Annotated in this window: 22 protein-coding genes and 1 tRNA gene; 4 read left to right on the top strand and 19 right to left on the bottom strand. The window is 65.3% G+C overall.

Annotated features, from left to right (window positions below):
• Positions 1-44: 44 nt before the first annotated feature.
• On the top strand, positions 45-617 hold the full coding sequence (locus FOM02_RS20495; protein ID WP_027557378.1) for an invasion associated locus B family protein: 573 nt from the start codon (positions 45-47) through the stop codon (positions 615-617).
• 126 nt (positions 618-743) lie between these two features.
• Here the strand turns inward: FOM02_RS20495 and FOM02_RS20490 are convergent, their stop codons facing one another.
• The 6 genes from FOM02_RS20490 to FOM02_RS20465 form a co-directional block, all read right to left on the bottom strand.
• The gene (locus FOM02_RS20490; protein WP_027557377.1) at positions 744-1463 is read right to left on the bottom strand and encodes an ABC transporter ATP-binding protein; all 720 of its coding nucleotides are present in this window, start codon (positions 1461-1463) and stop codon (positions 744-746) included.
• Complete coding sequence (locus FOM02_RS20485) at positions 1460-2227, bottom strand: ABC transporter ATP-binding protein (protein ID WP_027557376.1); 768 nt, start codon at positions 2225-2227, stop codon at positions 1460-1462. Before FOM02_RS20485 ends, FOM02_RS20490 begins: the two co-directional genes overlap by 4 nt.
• Positions 2217-3188 carry a branched-chain amino acid ABC transporter permease gene (locus FOM02_RS20480; RefSeq protein ID WP_231164344.1) on the bottom strand — a complete coding sequence of 324 codons (972 nt, stop codon included), beginning with the start codon at positions 3186-3188 and terminating at the stop codon, positions 2217-2219. The genes FOM02_RS20485 and FOM02_RS20480 overlap by 11 nt, the downstream gene beginning before the upstream one ends.
• Positions 3185-3505, bottom strand: a complete 321-nt coding sequence (locus tag FOM02_RS20475) for an ABC transporter permease subunit (RefSeq protein WP_265442102.1) — start codon at positions 3503-3505, stop codon at positions 3185-3187. The genes FOM02_RS20480 and FOM02_RS20475 overlap by 4 nt, the downstream gene beginning before the upstream one ends.
• On the bottom strand, positions 3427-4047 hold the full coding sequence (locus FOM02_RS20470; protein ID WP_265442101.1) for a branched-chain amino acid ABC transporter permease: 621 nt from the start codon (positions 4045-4047) through the stop codon (positions 3427-3429). The genes FOM02_RS20475 and FOM02_RS20470 overlap by 79 nt, the downstream gene beginning before the upstream one ends.
• A 67-nt stretch (positions 4048-4114) precedes the next feature.
• Positions 4115-5368, bottom strand: a complete 1254-nt coding sequence (locus FOM02_RS20465; protein ID WP_027557373.1) for an ABC transporter substrate-binding protein — start codon at positions 5366-5368, stop codon at positions 4115-4117.
• A 430-nt stretch (positions 5369-5798) separates the two neighbouring features.
• Here FOM02_RS20465 and FOM02_RS20460 point away from each other — a divergent pair, with 430 nt between their 5' ends.
• The gene (locus FOM02_RS20460) at positions 5799-7622 is read left to right on the top strand and encodes a caspase family protein (RefSeq protein WP_051377946.1); all 1824 of its coding nucleotides are present in this window, start codon (positions 5799-5801) and stop codon (positions 7620-7622) included.
• A 98-nt stretch (positions 7623-7720) separates the two neighbouring features.
• On the opposite strand, the gene FOM02_RS20455 is transcribed toward FOM02_RS20460, so the two are convergent.
• The 10 genes from FOM02_RS20455 to FOM02_RS20410 form a co-directional block, all read right to left on the bottom strand.
• A complete protein-coding gene (locus FOM02_RS20455) occupies positions 7721-8077 on the bottom strand; it encodes a DUF1428 domain-containing protein (protein WP_027557372.1) in 357 nt (118 codons plus the stop codon).
• 137 nt (positions 8078-8214) lie between these two features.
• Positions 8215-8288, bottom strand: a tRNA-Gln gene (locus FOM02_RS20450).
• A gap of 157 nt (positions 8289-8445) precedes the next feature.
• On the bottom strand, positions 8446-8649 hold the full coding sequence (locus FOM02_RS20445) for a hypothetical protein (RefSeq protein WP_027557371.1): 204 nt from the start codon (positions 8647-8649) through the stop codon (positions 8446-8448).
• 141 nt (positions 8650-8790) lie between these two features.
• Positions 8791-9111, bottom strand: coding sequence for a hypothetical protein (locus FOM02_RS20440; protein WP_027557370.1), 321 nt, complete (start codon positions 9109-9111; stop codon positions 8791-8793).
• A gap of 253 nt (positions 9112-9364) precedes the next feature.
• The gene (locus FOM02_RS20435) at positions 9365-10336 is read right to left on the bottom strand and encodes a Bug family tripartite tricarboxylate transporter substrate binding protein (RefSeq protein WP_027557369.1); all 972 of its coding nucleotides are present in this window, start codon (positions 10334-10336) and stop codon (positions 9365-9367) included.
• 57 nt (positions 10337-10393) lie between these two features.
• Positions 10394-11524, bottom strand: a complete 1131-nt coding sequence (locus FOM02_RS20430; RefSeq protein ID WP_027557368.1) for an iron-containing alcohol dehydrogenase — start codon at positions 11522-11524, stop codon at positions 10394-10396.
• A 16-nt stretch (positions 11525-11540) separates the two neighbouring features.
• Positions 11541-12569, bottom strand: a complete 1029-nt coding sequence (gene pdxA, locus FOM02_RS20425) for a 4-hydroxythreonine-4-phosphate dehydrogenase PdxA (protein WP_027557367.1) — start codon at positions 12567-12569, stop codon at positions 11541-11543.
• Positions 12566-13672: a four-carbon acid sugar kinase family protein gene (locus FOM02_RS20420; RefSeq protein ID WP_027557366.1), complete on the bottom strand. Its 1107-nt coding sequence runs from the start codon at positions 13670-13672 to the stop codon at positions 12566-12568. The genes pdxA and FOM02_RS20420 overlap by 4 nt, the downstream gene beginning before the upstream one ends.
• A complete protein-coding gene (locus FOM02_RS20415; RefSeq protein ID WP_027557365.1) occupies positions 13669-15114 on the bottom strand; it encodes an FAD-binding oxidoreductase in 1446 nt (481 codons plus the stop codon). Before FOM02_RS20415 ends, FOM02_RS20420 begins: the two co-directional genes overlap by 4 nt.
• On the bottom strand, positions 15107-16060 hold the full coding sequence (locus FOM02_RS20410) for a dihydrodipicolinate synthase family protein (RefSeq protein WP_265442100.1): 954 nt from the start codon (positions 16058-16060) through the stop codon (positions 15107-15109). Before FOM02_RS20410 ends, FOM02_RS20415 begins: the two co-directional genes overlap by 8 nt.
• 106 nt (positions 16061-16166) lie before the next feature.
• On the opposite strand from FOM02_RS20410, the gene FOM02_RS20405 reads away from it, so the two are divergent.
• A complete protein-coding gene (locus FOM02_RS20405) occupies positions 16167-16733 on the top strand; it encodes an IclR family transcriptional regulator (protein WP_265442099.1) in 567 nt (188 codons plus the stop codon).
• Entirely contained in the window at positions 16616-17017 is a 402-nt protein-coding gene (locus tag FOM02_RS20400) for an IclR family transcriptional regulator C-terminal domain-containing protein (RefSeq protein ID WP_322596978.1), read from the top strand. Before FOM02_RS20405 ends, FOM02_RS20400 begins: the two co-directional genes overlap by 118 nt.
• Before the next feature lie 9 nt (positions 17018-17026).
• On the opposite strand, the gene rnz is transcribed toward FOM02_RS20400, so the two are convergent.
• From rnz to guaD, 3 genes are read right to left on the bottom strand one after another with little or no spacing between them, the layout of a single operon-like run.
• Positions 17027-17929: a ribonuclease Z gene (gene rnz, locus FOM02_RS20395; RefSeq protein ID WP_027557362.1), complete on the bottom strand. Its 903-nt coding sequence runs from the start codon at positions 17927-17929 to the stop codon at positions 17027-17029.
• 50 nt (positions 17930-17979) lie between these two features.
• Complete coding sequence (locus FOM02_RS20390) at positions 17980-18963, bottom strand: antibiotic biosynthesis monooxygenase (protein ID WP_265442097.1); 984 nt, start codon at positions 18961-18963, stop codon at positions 17980-17982.
• An 11-nt stretch (positions 18964-18974) separates the two neighbouring features.
• Positions 18975-20372, bottom strand: a complete 1398-nt coding sequence (gene guaD / locus FOM02_RS20385; protein ID WP_027557361.1) for a guanine deaminase — start codon at positions 20370-20372, stop codon at positions 18975-18977.
• Between the last annotated feature and the right edge of the window lie 15 nt (positions 20373-20387).

The raw sequence follows: 20387 nt of genomic DNA, 5'->3' as shown, positions 1-20387 counted from the left end.
GACGCTACAGCGAGGCCCTCGGTTCACGCCAACGCGGTTTCGCCATGCTCATGCAATCCAGACTTGTCGCCCTCGCTGCTGCTGTCCTGTTGTCGACCAGCGCCGCGTACGCCCAGCAAGGCGCCAAGAAGAACGCAGCTCCCGCGCCGGCCGCCGCCGCACAGCCCGCTCCTGCCCCGACGCAGCAACCGGCAGAAAGCTCCCCCGGACAGCCGGGCTGGATCGTCCGCTGCACCAGCGCCAGCCGCGATGCACCGCTCGAATGCGCGATGGAGCAGAACGCGGTGCTAACCAAGACCGGCCAGACCGTCGTCCTCGTCAACATCCGCATCGCACCCGACACCCGCACGCCGATCGCGCTGCTGCAATTGCCGCTCGGCCTCAACCTGCCTGTCGGGGCCAAGCTCCAGGTCGACGAGGGCAAGTCGTTCGACCTCCAGATCCAGACCTGCGAGAACCGCGGCTGCTACGCCTCGACGCCGATCGCGGCCGACCTGCTCGCCGCCCTGCGCTCCGGCAAGCAGCTCAAGGTCTCCTTCCAGAACATGGCCAAGGAGACCATCGCGATCCCGATGCCGCTGAACGATTTCGCGGCGGCCTACGACAAGATCAAATAACGGGATTCGCTAAAGCGCGATGAGATCAGGATGGAGCGTCATCGCGCTTTTGCTTGTTGTTTGCGCATGTTCTTTTCGGAAAACCGCTGCGCACTTTTCCGGATCATGCTTCAGGGCTGAGATCGCTCAATCCACGCCGAGATAGGCCTTCTGCACCTGCGGGTCTTCCGCGAGCGCAGCGGCCGTGCCCGACAGCACGCTCTTGCCGACCTGAAGCACTGTCGCAAAGTCCGAGACCTCCAGCGCGAGCTCGATCGACTGCTCGGCGAGCAGGATGGTGAGGCCCTCGCGATGCAGGCGGCCGAAGGTTTCGTACATGGATTCGACCACCGCCGGCGCGAGGCCGAGCGAGGGCTCGTCCAGCATCAACAGCTTCGGATCACTCATCAGCGCGCGGCCGACCGCAAGCATCTGCCGCTCGCCGCCGGACATGGTGCCGGCGCGCTGGTTGCGGCGCTCTTTCAGGCGCGGGAAGATCTCGTAGACGCGTTCGAGCAGCGCGGCCTGGCGCGACTTGTCGTGCAGCGGCGTTGCGCCGAGCACGAGGTTGTTTTCGACGCTCTGCTGCACGAACAGGCGCCAGCCTTCCGGCGAGAGCGCGAGGCCCTTGCGCACGATCGCAAAAGCCTTCTGGCCGGCGATCTCCTCGCCGCGAAAGCTGATCTTGCCGGAATGCACGGGAATGAGGCCCGCGATCGCGTTCAGCGTCGTGGTCTTGCCACCGCCGTTGGAGCCGAGCAGCGCGACGACGCTCCCCTCCGGCACCTCCAGCGACACGTCGGAGACGCCGATGAGGTCGCCGTAGCGCACTTCGAGGTGCTCGATCTTGAGAAGTGCTCCGCTCATAGGTCCGGCCCGCCCATCAGCTCGACCGGCGTATGGCCTGCGGCGGCCTTGGCCGCGCGGGTGCCGAGATAGGCCGCGATCACCGCCGGGTTCGACGTGACCTCGCGTGGCGAGCCGCGGGCGATCTCCTTGCCCTGATGAAACACCATCACGCGGCTCGCCAGCGACATGATCACTTCCATGATGTGCTCGACGATGACGAGCGTGATGCCGGAGCGGTGGATGTCGCGGACGAGATCGATCGCGAGCTTCACCTCGTTGGCGTTGAGGCCGGCCATGGCCTCGTCGAGCAGCAGCACTTTCGGCTCGGTCGCGAGCGCGCGGGCGATCTCCAGCCGCTTGCGGCCGGGGGTGCCGAGCGAGCGTGCCGGCGCATCCGCAAGACGGCTCATGCCGACGCGCTCCAGCACGGCGCGCGCCTTGGACTCGGCTTCCTTGCGATGCGAGGTGCGGAGGAACGCGCCGATCATGACGTTCTCGAGCACCGTCATGCCCTCGAACGTCTGCGGCACCTGGAAGGTGCGGGCAAGACCGAGGCCGGCGCGCTGCTCCGGCGTGAAGTCGGTGATGTCGCTCCCCGCGAACAGGACGCGGCCGGAGGTGGCCGCGAGGTCGCCGGTGAGGCAGTTGAAGAAGGTGGATTTTCCGGCACCGTTCGGGCCGATCAGGCCGAGAATGTCGCCCTGCTCCAGCGTGACGGAGGCATCGTCCACCGCCTTGAAGCTGCCGAATGCCTTGGTGATTCCGCGCGCCTCAAGGAGCATGGCTCGCTCCCTTCTCAGTCTTCTTGCTCCGTCCCGTGAACAGGCTGAGCAGGCCACCGGGCTGGAAGCGCGCAATCAGCACGATGATCGCGCCATAGACCACGAAGGTGAGGCCGGCACCCTTGCCGCCGAGCCAGCTATTGGAGATCTCCTCCAGCGGCACCAGGATCGCAGCTCCCACCAGCGGACCGAACAACAGCCCTGCCCCGCCCAGCGCCGCCATGATCAGGATCTTCACCGAGATCAGGATGCCGAGCCCGGACTCCGGATCGACGAAGCCGAACATCATCGCATAGAGCGCGCCGGCGACGCTCGTCAGTGCCGCGCTCAGCATGTAGGCGTAAAGCTTGGTGCGGCTGGCAGGCGCGCCGAGTGAGCGCGCGGCGCGTTCGGAATCCTTGATCGCGCGCAGGTAAAATCCCATCCGGCTGTTGGTCATCCACCAGGTGATCAGCAGCGTGATCACGAGGACGGCGAGGAAGAGATAATAATACGGCAGCGACGACAGGAAGGAGAGATCGAAGATGTTGCGCGGCACGGCTGGCCCCGAGAGACCGACGGCCGCGCCCAGCCATTCGGTGTTGGTGACGATCAGCCGCATCGTCTCGGCCACCGCGATCGTCGCCATGCTGAAATAATGGCCTGAGAGCCGCAGCGTCGGCACGCCGACGATCGCGGCGAGCCCGACCGCCAGCACGATGCCGCCGGGAATGCCGAACAGCGGCGACAGGCCGAATTTGGCGTAAGACCCCATCGCGGCATAGGCGCCGCAGCCGAAGAACACGACATGGCCGACCGAGACCTGCCCGGCATAGCCGCCGACGATGTTCCAGGCCGACGCCGCGATGGCATAGAGCAGCACCAGCGCGCCGAGGCGCTGCTGGAACGGCGAGGACAGCAGCAGCGGATAGGCGATCGCGAATGCCGCGACGGCCGAGAGCGAGATCCAGCGCCGGATCACATCTTCCCCATCAGGCCCTGCGGCCGGAACCAGAGGAAGAACAGGAACAGGACATAGACGACGATGTCCTTGTAGACCGCGCCGATCAGATAGCCTGAAAGCGACTCGATGACGCCGATCAGAAGGCCTGCGACGAGCGCTCCAGGCACGCTGCCGAAGCCGCCGAGCGACACCGTGACAAACGCGACGATGCCGAGCGTCTCGCCGACCGTCGGCACGATGTAGAAGAAGTTCGCGATCAGCGCGCCGGCGAGCCCCGTGGCGCCCGCAGCGATCGCCCAGGCGATCGCCTGCATGCTGTCGGGCCGGATGCCCATGAGCTGGGCCGCGGTCTGGTCCTCCGCCACCGCCAGCATCTTCGAACCGAGCGAGTGCGCGTCAGCAAGAGATGCAGGCCGAGCGTCACCAGCAGCGCGACGACACCGGCCAGCAGCCGCGAGGCCTCGATGCGCAGGCCAGCGAATGCATAGGTGCCGCCGACGATGTTCGGCGGCATCGACAGGAAATTGGCGCCGAACCACCAGAACACGGAATAGCGCAGCAGCAGCGCGAGCCCGAAGGTGCCGAGGATCTGGGCCAGCATCGGCCCCTTCATGATGTCGCGGATCAGGCCGAAATAGACCACGACGCCGAGCGTCGCCAGCACCAGCATCGCCAGCGGCGCGCCGACGATGGGCCCTCCCCCCATCAGCGTGTAGACGACATAAGCGACGTACATGCCGAGCATGACGAAGTCGCCATGCGCGAAATTGACGATGTTCATCATGCCCCACACCAGCGTGAGGCCGGAAGAAAACAGGGCGTAGACGGCGCCAAGCAGAAGCCCGCCGACGATCACCTGCACGAGGACGAAGGACATGAGCCGCGTTGCTCTGATCAAATCATTTGGGAAACGGCGGGGCGCGCGGCCCCGCCTTCAAGAACGTTCACCAGCCCTTGTAGGGTAGCATCGGCGGCTTCTCGGCATTGGCCTTCGGCCACACCGCGACATAGTTCTCGCCGTCCTGGAGCTGGATGATGGCGCCGGAGGCGAGTATGTTCTGGCCCTTGTCGTCGAACTTGACGCCCTTGTAGCCGATCATGAGCTGCTCGGGCTTCAGGTCCGTCGCCTTCAGCGCGGCCTGAATCTTGGCAGGCTCGGTCGAGCCGGCGCGGTCGATGGCGTCGGCCAGCACGAAGAAGCCCTGCATCTGCCGCGCCACCGTGTCGTCCATGTCCTCGCCGCTCTTCTTCTTGTACATGTCGGCGATGATGGCCGACGGCGAACCCGAGGGACCAACGACCCAGGACGAGCGGTTGAAGACGCCTTGCGAGATCTTGCCGACCGCCTTGGTGAAGGACGGATCGGAATAGCCGGCATCGTCGGCGAGTAGCACGGCCGGCTTGTAGTCAAGCGACTGCATGGTCTTGGCGAACAGGATCGCGTCCGACGTGTAGCTGATCATAATGACGACGTCGGGCTTCTTGTCCTTGAGCTGGAGCACCTGCCCTTGCAGGTCGGTCGCGTTGACGGGATAGGCGACGTCCAGCGCGATCGGCTGGCCCTTGTCCTTGAAGGCCCCGGTGATCGTGTTCGCGACCGAGGTGCCATACTCGGTGTTGTCGTGAACGATCGCGACGCTCTCGGTCTTGGCCCCCTGCGCCTTGAGGTCGGCGAGGAAGTCGACATAGATCTTGGCGAAGTCGGTCGCGATCGGCGTGGTCCGGAAGAACCATTTGAAGCCGCGCTCGGTGAGATTGGCGGCAACCGACTCCGAATTCAGGAAGGGAACGCCGTATTTCTCGGCGATCGCGCTCGAGGTCAGCGTCACGCCGGACTGATAGGAGCCGAACACGGCCGCGACCTTCTCTTCCGTGATCAGACGCAGCGCCTGGTTCTGGCCGGTTGCCGGGTTGCCCTGGTTGTCGGCGATGATCACCTCGACCTTGGCGCCGCCGAGGCCGGCAAGGCCTGCGTTCTTCGCCAGCGGGAAATTGCCGAGCTCGGGATGGGCGTTGTTGATGATGTCGGTTGCGACATCGAGCGCCGCCTTGGCATGCGCGCCGATCGAGGCAGTGCCGCCGGACATCGGCATGATCACGCCGATCTTGACGACCTTGTCCTGCGCTTGCGCGACGGACGTCAGCGCAAGCGACATCGCGGCTACGCAAAGCAGCCCGGTGACATGCTTCAAATTCATGAAATCAGACCTCCCAAAGGGTTTCCCCGACCAAGGCTTTTTGCAAGCTGTGGCAAAGCGCCCGCTTCCGTTTGTTTATGCCTGGCCGTGGGAGGATGGCATGACGGCCGGGTACCGGCAAGGTGCAACGGGGTGCTACGGTGTTGCCTGCGGAGCAATCCGCATTCTATCTGGCGTCGCTCGATCTGAACTCGACAACCGCCACGTGACGGCGGCAGCCGCCGCGGCAGTTTCGGCGCCGTCGCTGCAGCACAACAAGCACCAGGCACCGTGACGCCGCGTTCGCTGCGGCCCGTTCCGCGACTCGCGGGACGACCTGCGCCTCACCGCGACAAGCTTTCCGGGACAAGTCGTCGCGCCTGTCCATCCGGCGACAGCTTGAGTCCGCCCCTCCGGCAATGTAAAGTTGCATTTTTTTCGGGAGGTTCATTTGAGCACAAGACTTTCATTGCTTTGCGTTCACGGCGTCGGCCATTCCGAGATCGACGCCGAGTTTCGAAAATCATGGTCCGAGGCGATCATACGCGCGGTCCAGTCCGTCGATCAGAGCCTCAACCCGGCCATCGACTTCCTCTCCTATGACGAGCTGTTCGACAAGAACCCGCCGAACCTTGTTACCTACGGCGTCGCGCTGGCAAAGCTGCTGGCGAGCGCGACTGTCCACGGAATCGGAGATCTCGTTGCGGGCACGCGCAGCCTCGAAGATGTCCCGACCCTGATCAGGTGGACCGCGGGCATGGTCGCCCAGTGGTCGGTGGATGAGCAGTTGCAGACCACGCTGCGCAACACCGTTCTCGACAAGCTGAAGAGCGGCAACTACGACGTCGTCCTCGCTCACAGCCTCGGCTCGCTGATCTGCTACGACACGTTCGTGCGCAATCCGAATGCGATCAAGGACAAGGTGTTCGTCACGTTCGGCTCGCAGATCGGCAATCCCGCCGTGCGCGACATCTTCGCCGGCCGCATTAAGGACCTTCCCTGCCAGAAGTGGTACCACCTGTTCAACCAGGAGGATCGCGTCCTCACCTACCCGCTCGAGATCGCCGCGGACAATTTCCAGCAGGTGCTGACGCCGTTCGACGTCCCCAACGACGTCTTGAACCACAACGCGACCTGGTACCTCTCGCGTCCCGAGACCGTCGCCACCGTCTGGCACGACGTGGTCCCGGTGCCGACATCGCGCTCGATCGTCGGCGCCGCGCGCGAGGTCGCGCGCATCGACGCAAGGCCGACCCGCCGCGCCCTCTTGATCGGCATCAACGACTATCCCGATCCCGCCAACCGGCTCGAAGGCTGCGTCAACGACGTGTTCCTGATGAGCTCGGTGCTCCAGGAAAGCGGCTTCAAGGCCGACGAGATCCGCGTCGTGCTCAACGAGCGTGCGACGACGCAAGGCATCTTGGAGCGGCTGCACTGGCTGCTCGACGGCGTGCGCAAGGACGACGAGCGCATGCTGTTCTACTCGGGCCACGGCGCCCAGATGCCCAGATACAGTCCGGCCGGCACGCCGGATCGCGTCGACGAGTGCCTGGTGCCCTACGATTTCGACTGGACGCCCGAGCACGCCATCCTGGACCGCCAGTTCGCCCAGCTCTACTCGCAGCTGCCGTATGACAGCTATTTCGTCGCCATGCTCGATTGCTGCCATTCCGGCGGCATGACGCGCGACGGCGGTCCGCGCATCCGTGGCCTCACGCCGCCCGACGATATCCGTCACCGGGCGCTGCGATGGGAGGCGAGCGAAGGCATGTGGGTGCCGCGCGACTTCAAGCCGCTGAACGAGAGCCTGAGCAAGCGCAGGAACGGCGCCGACTACGTCGGCCGCAACGGCGCGACGCAGCGGCTCGGGCGCGGCATGGCGCTCCGCACCAAACCGGACAAGGACTACAACAAGATAAGAGCCGAGCTCGGACATCACGGCCCTTATCTGCCGATCCTGCTCGAGGCCTGCCAGGAGGAGCAGCTCTCCTACGAATATCGCGACGGCGTGACGTCGTACGGCGCCTATACGTTCTGCATGGCGAAGGTGTTGCGGGAGCAGCGCGGTCGCGGCACGAATCCGTCGTTCCAGGAATTGAGCGAGCTGGTCACGGCAAAGCTCCGCCGCCTCAAATACAGCCAGACCCCCAACCTCGTCGGCGCCAGGGAGCAGCTCAAGGCGAAAATTCCATGGAGCTTGACGGAGCCAGCTCGGAGCGAAAGACGCGCGCCGAGAAAGCGCGCCGTCAAGCGCGGCCGGAAGCGGCGCGGCTGATCTTCCCGCGCCGGCTGGGCGAGGCACTGTCCCAATAGGGACCGCGACGTTTGCCGGGCAACGCCTGCCCGGCGGTCGCCTCAACCGGTCGCCATGCGCTACGGCGAGTGCGCCTGAAGCAGCGTCGTGAAGCCGCCATAGATCATGCGCTTGCCGTCGAACGGCATGTCGCCGCCCTTCAGCCGCGCATCCGCCATCACCTTCTTATTGACGTCATCGCGGGTCTCGCGGTCGCGGTAGATGATCCAGGAGAACACGACCACCTCGTCCTCCTTCGCCATCACCGCGCGCGGAAACGAGGTCAGCTCGCCATAGGGCACGTCGTCGCCGATGCACTCGATATAATCGAGCGCGCCGTGCTCCATCCAGACCGCACAGGCCGTTCGCGCCAGCGCCTTGTAGGCCTCGATCTTGTCCTTGGGCACGGCCAGCACGAAACCATCGACATAGGGCATTTGGGATCTCCTTGGGTTGTGTGTCCCAAGGACGACGGAGCGGGTGACAATCCGACCGGGCCGAGATGAGGCAAACCGTCGCGAGCGTCTCGCGATTGGCAGCGGGGTCAAACAAAAGCTGGGAGCGCGCCCGGAACTGGCTGGGGAACCTGGATTCGAACCAAGACAAACAGAGTCAGAGTCTGTTGTGCTACCGTTACACCATTCCCCAACGGAATAGCCGAACAAATTCAATGGCTTACTGATTTGTCCGACTGCGGCCGGAAGCGCGTTTGGCGCAAATCACGGCTCAGGCGTGGCAGCGTTCTAACCGCTCGCTTCTGGACTGGCAAGCGCTACGGTGCACGGGTCTGTTGACCGGAAACGCCCTAGTCTGGCGCGAGGGTGGCGAGGCCAGCCTCGATGATCGTGATCTCCTCGCTGACCTGCGCGATGGCCTGCTTCGGATCGACGCCGGTGACCGAGACCAGCTGCCGCAGGAGATCCTGCCGGTGCGCCAGGATATCGTGAAGCGCATCGCGGTCGTTCAGCCGCACATAGCCTTCGACGATCAATTCAAGGGAACGGGACATCGTACTCTCAAGACGCGGTTACTGTTTAAGCCCTGAAAATATAGCGATCGCCGCCGTCGATGTGAGCGCCATGTCGCGTCAACCTTGACCGGTAAGGCTAACGGCCCGGGCGCGAAACCGCAGCGCGCCCGGATCGAGGCCCTAATTCGGGCGTCCGATGTTGACGACGATCTCGCCCCTGCCGTGCGCGATCATCACCTGGCCGTACTCGTCCTGCGGCGGACTTTCCTCGTAGCGCAGCGGGATCGTGGTGATCCCCTCCAGCGCTTCGCCGCTCGACTGCTGCGCGCTCACGTCGAGGATCAGGATCTTCGGATTGATGCCCTGCGGCGAGCGCTTGGTCAGCCGGGCCTGCCAACCGTTGGTCGGTACCCGGACGTCGCCGACCATGACCAGCTTGGGCGGCGCACCCGGCGCACGGTCGATCCAGGCCTTGAAGGTGTTTCTCAGCAGGACAGTCATGACGCGTCCCTCCTATGCCAAGTTGCGCGATCCTTCCGTCATGGGCGCAACTTAGCGGGCGAGGCGAAGCGGAACGTGAACCGCCCGTGAATTGGATATGACCTTCTGACACCGCGACGGCCGACCGTGCTCGCGTCTCCCACGGCACATCCGACCGACGGGTCGCGGATCGTCGCTCCCGAACAGGATCAATTCACGCTGACATCACGTTGGAGAGATTGGGATTTTCGCCCCGCCCGATCTCCCTCGTCCCCTACTCCATCTTGATGTTCGCGACCTCGATCACCTTCTTCCACCGTTCGGTCTCGGAGGCGATGTAGGCCTTGAAGGGCTCGGAATCGACCGCGACCGCGGTCGCACCGAGCTCGGCCATCTTCTGCACCGTCTCCGGCTGCTGCATGAAGGCGCGGATCTCGGCCGAGAGCTTTTCGACGATCGGCTTCGGCGTCCCGGCGGGAACGAAGAAGCCATGCCAAGCGACAGCCTCGAAGCCCGGCAGGAATTCGGCGACGGCCGGCACTTGCGGATCGAAATCGGCGCGCTTGGGCGTTGCGGTCGCGAGCATCGCGAGCTGGCCGGTCTTCACCTGCGGCAGCAGCAGCGGCACGTTGTCGAAGGCGAGATCGATCTGGCCGCTGAGCAGGTCCGTCAGCATCTGGCTCGAGCCCTTGTAGGGCACGTGCACCATCTTGGTGCCGGTCATCTGCTGGAACAGCTCGGCGGCGAGATGCTGCGAGGTACCGACGCCGGCCGAGCCGAACGAGACCTTGTCCGGGTTCGCCTTGAGGTAGGCAATCAGCTCCGGCACGGTGCGCGCCTTGATCTTGTTGGGATTGACCACGAGGACGTTGGGCACAACGCTGATCTGCGCGACTGCCACCAGATCCTTGTCCGGCTGGTAGCTGAGCTTGGGTCCGTACAGCGACGGATTGATCGCCAGCGCGGAGGTGCTGGCAAGGCCGAGCGTGATGCCGTCGGGCGCCGATTTCGCCAGCCGCGTCACGCCGAGGATCGAGCCGGCGCCGCCGACATTCTCGACCACGAACGGCTTGCCAAGCTTCACCTGCAAATGGTTGGACACCATGCGCGCAAAGATGTCGGCGGTGCCCCCGGCGGCGAACGGGACGATCACCGTCACCTGCTTGGACGGATAGCCGTCCTGCGCCTTTACCGGTGACGTCGCCAGCAGCACTGCCGACACAAGACCAAGCCACATCGATCGCATCGAAGTTTCCTCTGTTTTCACTGTGTTGTTGATTGGGTGTTGCGCGCCGCGAGCCTGTTAGAACGCGGTCTCATACATGTTCAGGATCGCGTCCCGGCTGAGATCACGCGGGTTGTTGTCGAGCAGGCGGCGGATGGCGTGCGCCTCGTCGGCCATCACACCGAGATCGCTCTTGGGCACGCCGAGCGCGGACAGCCGCATCTCGATGCCGAGATTCTTGCAGAACGCGTAGGTCGCATCGAACGCGAGCTTCGCATCGCGCTGCTGCGGCAGGCCAAGCGCGGCCAGCACGGCGGCTGTCTTCTCCTCCATCGCGGGCATGTTGAAAGCCAGCGTGTGCGGGAAGATCACCGCGCAGGCGAGGCCATGCGCCACGTGATGCCGCGTGCCGAGCGGATAGGCCACGGCATGGCCCGCGGTCGTGTTCACCGGCCCGAGGCAATAGCCGCCATAGAGCGAGGCCAGGGACAGGCCCGCGCGTGCCTCGCGATCGCCGCCATCGGCTACCGCGCGCTCGAGGTAGCGTCCGACCAGCCGCGCGCCTTCGAGCGCGTAAAGGTCGATCGTGGGATGCGCCTTGCGGCTGGTATAGGCCTCGACGCAATGCGCCAGCGCATCGACGCCGGTCGCCGCGGTCACCTCCTTCGGCACGGTCATCGTCAAATCGGGATCGACGATCGCGATATCGGCCAGCATGAAGCGGCTCTGCACCGCCTGCTTGTTCTGGCTGACGGGATCGGTGACGAGCGCGCGGGTGCCGGCTTCACTGCCGGTGCCGGAGGTGGTCGGGATCTGCATCAGCGCGACACTGCGGCCGGCGACCTTCTCCGGCCCGACGATGTCGGCGAAGGCCACATCAGACGTGCACATCACCGCGACGAGCTTGGCGAGATCCATCGCGCTGCCGCCGCCGAAGCCGACGACGAGATCGGGCTTCGCCTCCTTCGCCATCGCCACCGCCTTCTCGAGATTGGGCAGGTCCGGCTCGGGCTTGACGTCGCCGAACACTTTGACGGCGCCGGGCAGCGCCAGCGTATCGACGCGGCGCGCATTGAACGGATCGGAGATCACCAGCGGGCGCTTGGCGCCGATCCGTTCGGCAAAGCGCGCCGCTGCGGTGATCGTGCCGTTGCCGAACTCCAGGATGGTGGGACGGAGGATTTCGATGGGCGTGAAGGCGTTGGTCATCGTGGGCTCGATCTCGTTACTTGGAGGCGCCGGCGGCCAGCCGCTCGGCATAGTCGATGGCCTCGATCAGGCTGTGCTCGTTGGCGATGCCCTTGCCGGCGATGTCGAAGGCGGTGCCGTGATCGACAGAGGTCCGGATGATCGGCAGGCCGAGCGTGATGTTGACGCCGGACAGCTCCTGCCAGCGGCCGGTGGCGGGATCGACCTGGAAGCCGAGCAGCTTGACCGGGATGTGCCCCTGATCGTGATACATCGCGACCGCCGCGTCGAACTGGCCGGCGCGCAGCTTGACGAAGATGGTATCGCCCGGCACCGGGCCGACGACGTCGAGACCATCCGCAACCGCCTTCGCGATCGTCGGTGTCGACACGTCGATATCCTGCCGGCCGAACAGACCACCCTCGCCGGCATGCGGATTGAGCGCGGCAATCGCGATCTTCGGCTTCGCGATGCCGAGCCGGCGCAGCGCGTCATTGGTGAGGTCGATCACCATGCGCAGCCGTTCCGGCGTCAGACGCTTCGGCACGTCTTCCAATGCCACATGGGTCGAGACATGGCTGACGCGCATGTTGCCGTGGGCGAGCAGCATCACCGAGCCGCGCACGCCGGTAAGATGCGCCAGCATCTCGGTATGGCCGGGGAAGTGATAGCCGGCCTTGTTGAGCGCTTCCTTGTTCAGCGGCGCCGTGACGATCGCCGTGGTGCGGCCCGCCTGGGTCAGGCGCACGCCCTGTTCGATCGCCTTGTAGGCGAAGCGGCCACCATCGGCGCTGAGCACGCCCGGCTTGATCGGGTCGCCCTCGGCATCGGCCTGCAGGTAGCAGAGGTTGGGCCAGTCGCGATCGTCCGCGGTGACCTGCGGGATTGCAACATCAGCACCGAGCGCGGCCTTGGCGCCATCGAGCGCCGCACCGCTGCCGATGATCAGGATGCGCAGATCGCCCTTGGCGATGCGATCCTTCAGCCCGACGCAGGCCTTGACGATGATCTCCGGTCCGATCCCGGCCGGATCGCCCATGGTGATGGCAAGATGGCGAGAGGTCATGTCGGACTCCCCATGTTCAGCAGATGATTATCCCGGAGCAGATCGCGCCACAGCTCGCTGGGGCCGAACGCGCCGGATTTCGAGATGATGTCGACGCCGGCCCAGCGCCCGCCTTGCAGCACCGAGCGCGGCAATCCCGGCACGATGCGCCCGGTCACCTCAAGCGCATGCGCGCCAAGGGCAAGGCATACGGCCTTCAAGGTCTCTCCGCCGGCAACGATCAGCGTGCCTGGCGGTTCGAGCGCAGCGATCAGCGTCGTCATTTCGCGCGCGATCCGCTGCGCCGCCTCGGTACGCGTCAAGCCTTCGGCGAGCGCGAACTTGACCAGCGCCACGCCGTCTTCAGTCAGCTTGCGCTGAACCGGCGCCGCGCCCTCACCTTCGGCAAGCGCGATCGTCGCTTCGCCGCACGCGGCGAGCTGCGATCCGGTGGTCGGTTGGTCGGAGCCGAACAGCCCCAGCACCGGCCGCTTCAACTGTCTCGGCGCATTGGCGCGATGGCTGCGGGCGAGCGCGCCGGCCAATCCGCCGCTTCCGCACCACAGCAACGGCCCCGGCATGTTCCGCACCATCTCGACGACGCGGTCGAGATCAAGATCGCTCTCGGCATCGAACACCTGAACGCCACCCAGCGCTAGCGTATCGGGACCACCCTGCCGCGCCTCGATCCCCTCAAGCTTGAGTTGGGTCAGGAGATTGTCGCCGACGCGATGCCACTCGCCCTGCACCGTGCGTGCAAATTGCTGGCCCTCGACGGTGCGGCGCCCCTGATAATCGAAGGCGGGCGCGACGACGCACGAGGCCCAATGGCCGCTGCGCAGGCAGGCGCCAAGCTCGGCGGCCCACACCCCGCGCAGGAGGCTGTCGACCTTCTTGTAGGCAATGGTCGCGCCCTGAAGCAACGGCGCCAGCCGGGCGACGATCTCGACGCTCTCCACCTTCGAGCGCTCACGGGTGCCGCTGTCGATCGCGAGGCTCCCGCCGCCGTGTGCCGCAAGTGCTTCTGGCCACGTGACGTCGAACGGTCCGCACAGGCCGACGAACTCCGCCGCGGTGTCGAGCGCGCCGGTGAGATCGTCGGCAAGCAGGCGGACGCTGGTCATGCTCGCGCGCCTCCCGCAGCAAAAATCTTGCCCGGATTCATCAGGCCATTCGGATCGAGCAGATTCTTGATGTCGCGCATCAGCGCGATGTCGAGGGGATCGGTGACGCGGGCGAGCCGGCCACGATTGGAGATGCCGATGCCATGTTCGGCGCTAATCGCCCCGCCTTGCGCCGCGGTCTCGTCGTCGACGATCTCGTTGATCTCAGCCACCAGCGCCGCCGTGGCGGCCGGATCCTGACAACGCGCCCGGTCGATCAGAGCGATCACATGGATATTGCCGTCACCGATATGGCCGTGCATCACGACGTTTGCATGCGGTACGGCGGCCTTGATCCGGGCTTCGACATTGTTGACGAAAGCCGCCTGGCGCTCCAGTGGCACCACACTGTCATGCGAGACCACATAGCCGCTGCGCTTGTTGCCTTCGGACACGCTGTGCCTGACCGCCCAGATCGCCTTCGCCTGCGCGAGGTTCGAGGCCAGGATGACATCCTCGGCGAGCCCGGCTTCCATCGCCTCCGCGAGCACCGTGGCCAGCGGCTCGTCGAGATCGATACCCGCGAGCGTGTCGGTGAGCTCGACGATCAGATACCACGGCGTCGTCAGCGCGAACGGGATCGTGACATGCGGCACGGTCTCGGCGATCGCCTCGATCTGCGCGCGCGACATGATCTCGAGGCTGCCGAGCCGGTCGCCGATTGCGCCGCGCAGGCGCTGCATGATCTCGAGCGCCTGCTCGACGCCTTGCAATTTCAACAGCGCCAAGGCCGAGCTGCGCTGCGGCGCGAATAGTTTCAGCACCGCCGCCGTGACGATGCCGAGCGTGCCCTCCGCGCCGATGAAGAGCTGTTTGAGCGCGTAGCCCGTGTTGTCCTTGCGCAGCGCGCGCAGCCCGTTGAAGATACGACCATCGGGCAGCACCACCTCCAGCCCGAGCACGAGATCGCGCGTCGGTCCGTAGCGCAGCACGGCCGTACCGCCGGCATTGGTCGAGATATTGCCGCCGATCTGGCAGGAGCCCTCCGCGCCGAGGCTCAGGGGGAAATAGCGATCGACGGCCTTCGCCGCGTTCTGCACTTCGGCGAGGATGCAGCCGGCCTCGACCGTGATCGTATTGGCGAGCGGACTGACGTCCCGCACGGCCCGCATGCGGTCGAGCCGGATCACTACATTGCCGGCGCGATCATCGGGCGTTGCCGCCCCGCACATGCCGGTGTTGCCGCCCTGGGGCACGATCGCGAACTGCCTATCGGCGCAGAACTTGACGACGGAGGCGACCTCGGCGGTCGAGCCAGGCCTCGCCACTGCAACGGCGCGGCCGTGATAGCGTCCGCGCCAGTCCACCACGTAAGGCTCCTGGTCGGCTCCGGACGCGATGACGTGCTTGTCGCCGACGAGTGCGGCAAGCCCCGAAAGCGCATCCTGGAAGGAGTCAGACATCGGATCGCCTCGTCGCCGTGCCCAGGTTAGCCGCCGGCGCGAATGCCGCGGCATTCGCAAGCAGCTCTTTCTCCTGCTCCGCCGGCAGGGACTCCAGCGGCGGCCTCAGGCGCTTCCATCCGGCATGGCCGGTCCGGTCGGCAGCCAACGCCTTCAGCGAGGCCATCTGCGGGAAGCGCGAAACCAGCTCGCGCGCCTTCACGATGCGCACCTGCGCCGCCTTGAGCGCCGGATCGTCATCGCTATCGCCGAAGTGCTTGAAGACATAGGCGAGACTGCGCGCGACGATGTTGGAGGTCGCCGTGATGCAGCCTCCACCGCCTTTGCGCAGCAGCGGGAGCATCAGCGGATCGGCGCCGCCGAGGACCGAGAACCCGGGGAAGCGCTCGACCATCGCAGTCATGTTGGCGAAGTCGCCGGACGAATCCTTGATGCCGGTGAACGTCGCCGGATAGGCCTTGCGCAACCGCTCGATCAGCGCATGCGAGATCGGCTGCGCCGACATCTGCGGATAGTGATAGAGCACGATCTTGAGCCTGGCATCGCCAATGCGTTGCACGATCTCGCTATAGGCGGCATAGACGCCGTCATCGCTGACGTTCTTGTAGTAGAACGGCGGCAGCATCACCACGGTGTCGACGCCGACCGAAAGCGCGTGGCGCGTCAGTACGACGGTGTCGGTGAACGCGGCGACGCCGGTGCCCGGCAGCAGCTGGTTCGGCCTGATGCCGCCCGCGATCGCGGCCTCCAGCAGCGCTGTGCGCTCGGCGATGGAGAAGGAGTTCGCCTCCCCCGTGGTGCCGAGCAGCGCGATGCCGTCGCAGCCTTCATCAAGGAGATAGCGGCAATGTGCGACGAAGCGTGCATGATCGGGCGCAAGCTCGGCGTCGAGCGGCGTCAGCGCGGCAGAGAACACACCATGGGGGTGCAGCGATGATGTCGACAAAACTTCCTCCGATCGCCAAATCGATGTTGTTCGGAATGCGAACATTTGTTATTGGATTGGCCTGTCGTAAAATCAGCCGATGCCCGCGTCAAGGGCGATGGCTGTCATGGCGGGGCATTCAGGCATGGCCAAGGTCGACAAGAAGACCACCGAGCACGCATCGGAAGCGAGCGCAAAAAATCCCAAGAACTACGTCGCCTCCGTCGGCAAGGCGTTTGCCGTGCTCAAGAGTTTCACTAGCGAGGCCTTCGAACTCACCCTGAGTGAGATTGCCGCACGCGCCGATCTCGATCGCGGAACCGCGTTCCGGCTGATCCAGACCCTGGTCGAGCTCGGCTATCTCCAGGCCGTGCCCCAGAGCCGACGGTTCCGCCTCGGCGTCGCCTGTCTCGACCTCGGCTACACTGTGCTGTCGCACGGATCCTTGCGCACCATCGTCGAGCCGCTGCTGCGCGACCTCGTGCCTGAGGTCGGCGATGCCGCCTCGCTCGGCATCCTCGACGCGGCGACGTGGTCTATCTCGCCCGCGTCGGCGCCGGCCTCGACCGCCACAAGATGGACCGGCGGCCGGGCACGCGCATTCCCGCCTACAGCGCCGCGCTCGGCCATGTCATGCTGGCGCACCTGGCCCGCGACGAGCAGATCGCGCGGCTGGAGGCACGGCCCCGCGTAAAACTGTCGGAGCGAACGTTGACCGATCTCGATGCCCTACTCGCCCGGCTCGATCAGGTGAAGAAGAAGGGCCATGCCGTCTCCGACGGCGAGAACGCGTATGGCCTGCGTACGCTGGCAACGCCGATCTTCGACGCGCAAGGTCTCGTGATCGGCGGATTGAGCGTCACCGTCGATGCCATGCGCATGGACATGCCGTCGTTTCGCGACCAGGCCCTGCCGCGACTGATGCAGGCGACGACCAAGGTGCAGGATATCGCGATCAAGTCGGGGCTGTCGAGCTGACCGCGGTCGTTAGATCACGATGTGGTCGAAATCGGCGGCGATCCGGCTGTTCGGGAAGATCCTCGCCGCTTCGGTCAGGATCTCGTCGTCCTCGTAGCGCCCCGACATATGGGTCAGCACGAGCTGGCCGACGTTGTTCGCGGCCGCAAAGGACGCCGCCACCGCCGCGGTGAGATGGCCGTAATCGCGTGCGGTCGACGCGTCGCGATCGAGGAACGTCGCCTCGATCACCAACAAGTCGGCATCTGCAACGTATTGCGACAGTCCCTCGGTAGTCTCGGTGTCGCCGATGACGACAAGCTTCTTGCCGCCGCTCGGAGGCCCCAGCACGTCCTCCGGATCGACGGTTCGGTCATCGATCACAACCGGCCGTCCCGCGGCGAGCCCTCCGCGCATGGGACCGTCGGGAACACCAAGCGCCGCGAGGCGATCGGACAGAAGATGACGGCGTGCGGGGCTTTGGAACGCGAAGCCAAAGCTGTCGGTGTCGCGATGGCGAACCGGAAAACAGTCGATGGTGAAGTCGCCGGCGTCGAGGACCTGTCCTTCGGCCAGCGGCGCGAACTCAACCGGGATCGGTGCCCTGCCCGCGCCCCACAGGCCTGCCAGCATGCGGATGACGAGGTCGAGCGTGCCCGGTCCGGCATGAACCGTCATCACCTCGGCGCTCTGGCGCAAGCCCAATGTCGAGAACAAGCCGGGGATGCCGAGCACGTGGTCGAGATGGCCGTGCGTCAGCAGGATGCGATCGAGCCGCCGGAAGCCTGCACCACTGCGCAGCAGCTGGCGCTGCGTGCCCTCGCCGCAATCGACCAGGATACGTCTGCCAGCGGCTTCCACGAGCAGCGCCGGATGGTTGCGTTCCGCGGAGGGAACGCTGGCGGAGGTGCCGAGAAATGTCAGGGCGAACATGGGCGTCAATTATCCAGCGGTTTGAAGCCGCCTTCAATCGACGGACGGCCTCACCGTCCCCAATGCCACGCAAGCAGCAGCGCGTACAGGCCCATCGAGGCGGCATAGAGCGCGGCGAGCAGCGCATAGCCCGCGATCTGGCGACTGATCGTCGCCTTCGGCGTGATCCACCAGTCCAATGCCTTGAAGGCGGCGGGCACCAGCCACCAGCCGAGCAGCTGGGTGCTGACGAGATTGCCGATGAAGAGCGACAGCCAGACCGGCACGCCATGACTGTCGATCAGAGGTCTGCTGATGAAGTAGCCCCAGAGATACACGACGGGATAGAGCACCAGCAGCACGATGAGATTGCTCTTCCAGATGAAGCCAGGCCCCTGCTCCGGTGCCTCAACCTTGCCGGCCGGAAACCAGAAATTGAAGCCGTAGCTCGCCCGCTTCACGTTCATGCCGGCGTTGAAGCGCTCGCCGTCCTTCAGCAGCGTCTGGCGCAACGGCGAGTCGAGCCAGGTGTTGAGATTGGCATCGCTGTCGAACGACAGGATGATGATCCACTCGTCGTGCAGGCCCGGAATCGGCCGCTCGATCTTGTGGCGCAGGAATCCCCTGAATTCGGCTTCCGCGGCCTGGATGCGCTGCTGCCACTTAAGGAACGCATCCTCGAGCCCGTCGGGCACCTTGAAGGAGATCACGGCGGAGACCGCATTGTCGCGCTGAACGCCGGTGTCGGGCAGGATATGGACATCCTCCGAACCGACGAAGAAGCGCTGCACCTCTCCGATCAGCTTCGCCCGCACCTCGCTCTGGAGCCAGGCGCGTGCCGCGGCCGGGTTTGCGAAACGCAGGATGGTCACCCAATCGACATGCGCCGGCGGCTGCGGCGGCACCACCTCCTGGCTGAGGAAGCCGGGCCAGGTCTTGAGCGCCTCGCCGACCTCGCCGTTCCAGCGCGCGAACGCGGCGAAGCCATCGTCCGCGATACGGCGCTGGATGACGAGAGCGACCGGCTGGCTGGCCGTATCGGGAGATGCGCTCATGGGCAGCGGCTTCAGCTCTTCTTGTAGAGGCGCTTGCCCATCACCCAGGTCTCGTCGACGCAGCGGTCGTCGCCGACCATCATGACGGCGAACAGCATGTTCGCGGCCTCGTCGACCGTGCGCGGACCGGCACCGTCCGCAACCAGCGACTGGTGCCAGGGCTGCGCCAGCTGGCCAGCATTCGGATCGAGCGCGACGAAATCAGCCTCCTTGCCGGGCTCGAAGTTGCCGAGCTTGTCGTCGATATAGAGGCCTTCGGCACCGCCGAGCGTGACCGACCAGAAGCCGCGATAGGGCGAGAGCTTGTTGCGCTCGGCCTCGGCAAGATCCTTGCGCGCCGGATCGATGCTGCCGTCAAGCAGCGTGTTGTTGCACATGCCGACCTTATAGGCGTCGTCGAGCACGGCGATCATCGAGAAGCGATTGCCGCCGCCGACGTCGGTGCCGAACGACATCTTGACGCGATGCTCGGGATCGGTGGCGCGGCCGAGGCGGAACAGGCCGCTGCCGAGGAACAGGTTCGAGCATGGGCAGAACACCACCGCCGCGCCCTTCTTCGACATGCGGCGGAACTCGTTGTTCGAGAGATAGACGCCGTGACCGCCGGAAAATTTCGGACCGACCAGGTCGAATTTCTCGTAGACGCCGAGATAGTCCTGGCAGTCCGGATGCTCAACCAGCACGCCGGTGCATTCGGCCGGGTTCTCGGAGATGTGGGTGTTGACCCAGCAATCCGGATGCTCGTGCTTGAGGCGCTGGCACGCTTTCAGTAGCTCCGGCGAAGCGCCGAAGGCGAAACGGGGCGTGATGGCGTAGAGATTGCGGCCCTTGTTGTGATACTCTGCGATCAGCCGCTTGCTGTCGCGATAGAAGTTCTCGGGCGTGTCGATGAACTCGGCCGGCGCGTTGCGGTCGATGCCGGTGAGGCCCGCGATCACGCGCATGTTGCGTCTGCTGGCTTCCTCGAACAGCTCTTCGGTCGAGACCGGCGATGAGCTGGTGAAGGCCTGGCAGGTGGTGGTGCCGGCGGCTAGCAGTGCGTCGAGAAAACGCTTCACGCCCTCGCGCGCGTAGTTGCGATCCTTGTACTTGATCTCCTCGGGGTAGATCGACTTCTGCAGCCACGGCAGCAGCTGCTCGCCATAGGCGCCTAACACGCGGGTCTGCGGCAGATGGATGTGGCCGTCGATGAAGCCCGGCAGGATGATGCGGTCTTTGATATGGGTGACCTCGACGCCGGGATGCGCGGCGGCGACCTTGTCATAGGGACCGAACGCCTTGATCACGCCGTCCGTGACGATCATGAGGCCGTCCTGATGGAAGCGCGCGGCGGCCTGCTCGTTGCCGATGTGCTTCCAGGGATCGTCGACGAAGTCGAAAAACGTGCCGCGAATACCGACGGTGGTCATGAGGAGGTTCCTTCC

The sequence above is a fragment of the Bradyrhizobium sp. SEMIA genome (assembly GCF_014844175.1).
Classification (GTDB): Bacteria; Pseudomonadota; Alphaproteobacteria; order Rhizobiales; family Xanthobacteraceae; genus Bradyrhizobium; species Bradyrhizobium arachidis.
The sequence above is the reverse complement of the archived record's forward strand: the minus strand, read 5'-3'. Positions and strand labels throughout refer to the sequence as shown.

Bases quoted from the DNA above. Each gene is read 5' to 3' on its own strand.
- FOM02_RS20495 (WP_027557378.1), top strand. From the start codon at position 45: ATGCTCATGCAATCCAGACTTGTCGCCCTCGCTGCTGCTGTCCTGTTG.
- FOM02_RS20490 (WP_027557377.1), bottom strand. From the start codon at position 1,463: ATGAGCGGAGCACTTCTCAAGATCGAGCACCTCGAAGTGCGCTACGGC.
- FOM02_RS20485 (WP_027557376.1), bottom strand. From the start codon at position 2,227: ATGCTCCTTGAGGCGCGCGGAATCACCAAGGCATTCGGCAGCTTCAAG.
- FOM02_RS20475 (WP_265442102.1), bottom strand. From the start codon at position 3,505: ATGGGCATCCGGCCCGACAGCATGCAGGCGATCGCCTGGGCGATCGCT.
- FOM02_RS20470 (WP_265442101.1), bottom strand. From the start codon at position 4,047: ATGTCCTTCGTCCTCGTGCAGGTGATCGTCGGCGGGCTTCTGCTTGGC.
- FOM02_RS20465 (WP_027557373.1), bottom strand. From the start codon at position 5,368: ATGAATTTGAAGCATGTCACCGGGCTGCTTTGCGTAGCCGCGATGTCG.
- FOM02_RS20455 (WP_027557372.1), bottom strand. From the start codon at position 8,077: ATGCCCTATGTCGATGGTTTCGTGCTGGCCGTGCCCAAGGACAAGATC.
- FOM02_RS20445 (WP_027557371.1), bottom strand. From the start codon at position 8,649: ATGTCCCGTTCCCTTGAATTGATCGTCGAAGGCTATGTGCGGCTGAAC.
- FOM02_RS20440 (WP_027557370.1), bottom strand. From the start codon at position 9,111: ATGACTGTCCTGCTGAGAAACACCTTCAAGGCCTGGATCGACCGTGCG.
- FOM02_RS20435 (WP_027557369.1), bottom strand. From the start codon at position 10,336: ATGCGATCGATGTGGCTTGGTCTTGTGTCGGCAGTGCTGCTGGCGACG.
- FOM02_RS20430 (WP_027557368.1), bottom strand. From the start codon at position 11,524: ATGACCAACGCCTTCACGCCCATCGAAATCCTCCGTCCCACCATCCTG.
- pdxA (WP_027557367.1), bottom strand. From the start codon at position 12,569: ATGACCTCTCGCCATCTTGCCATCACCATGGGCGATCCGGCCGGGATC.
- FOM02_RS20420 (WP_027557366.1), bottom strand. From the start codon at position 13,672: ATGACCAGCGTCCGCCTGCTTGCCGACGATCTCACCGGCGCGCTCGAC.
- FOM02_RS20415 (WP_027557365.1), bottom strand. From the start codon at position 15,114: ATGTCTGACTCCTTCCAGGATGCGCTTTCGGGGCTTGCCGCACTCGTC.
- FOM02_RS20405 (WP_265442099.1), top strand. From the start codon at position 16,167: ATGGCGGGGCATTCAGGCATGGCCAAGGTCGACAAGAAGACCACCGAG.
- FOM02_RS20400 (WP_322596978.1), top strand. From the start codon at position 16,616: ATGGACCGGCGGCCGGGCACGCGCATTCCCGCCTACAGCGCCGCGCTC.
- rnz (WP_027557362.1), bottom strand. From the start codon at position 17,929: ATGTTCGCCCTGACATTTCTCGGCACCTCCGCCAGCGTTCCCTCCGCG.
- FOM02_RS20390 (WP_265442097.1), bottom strand. From the start codon at position 18,963: ATGAGCGCATCTCCCGATACGGCCAGCCAGCCGGTCGCTCTCGTCATC.
- guaD (WP_027557361.1), bottom strand. From the start codon at position 20,372: ATGACCACCGTCGGTATTCGCGGCACGTTTTTCGACTTCGTCGACGAT.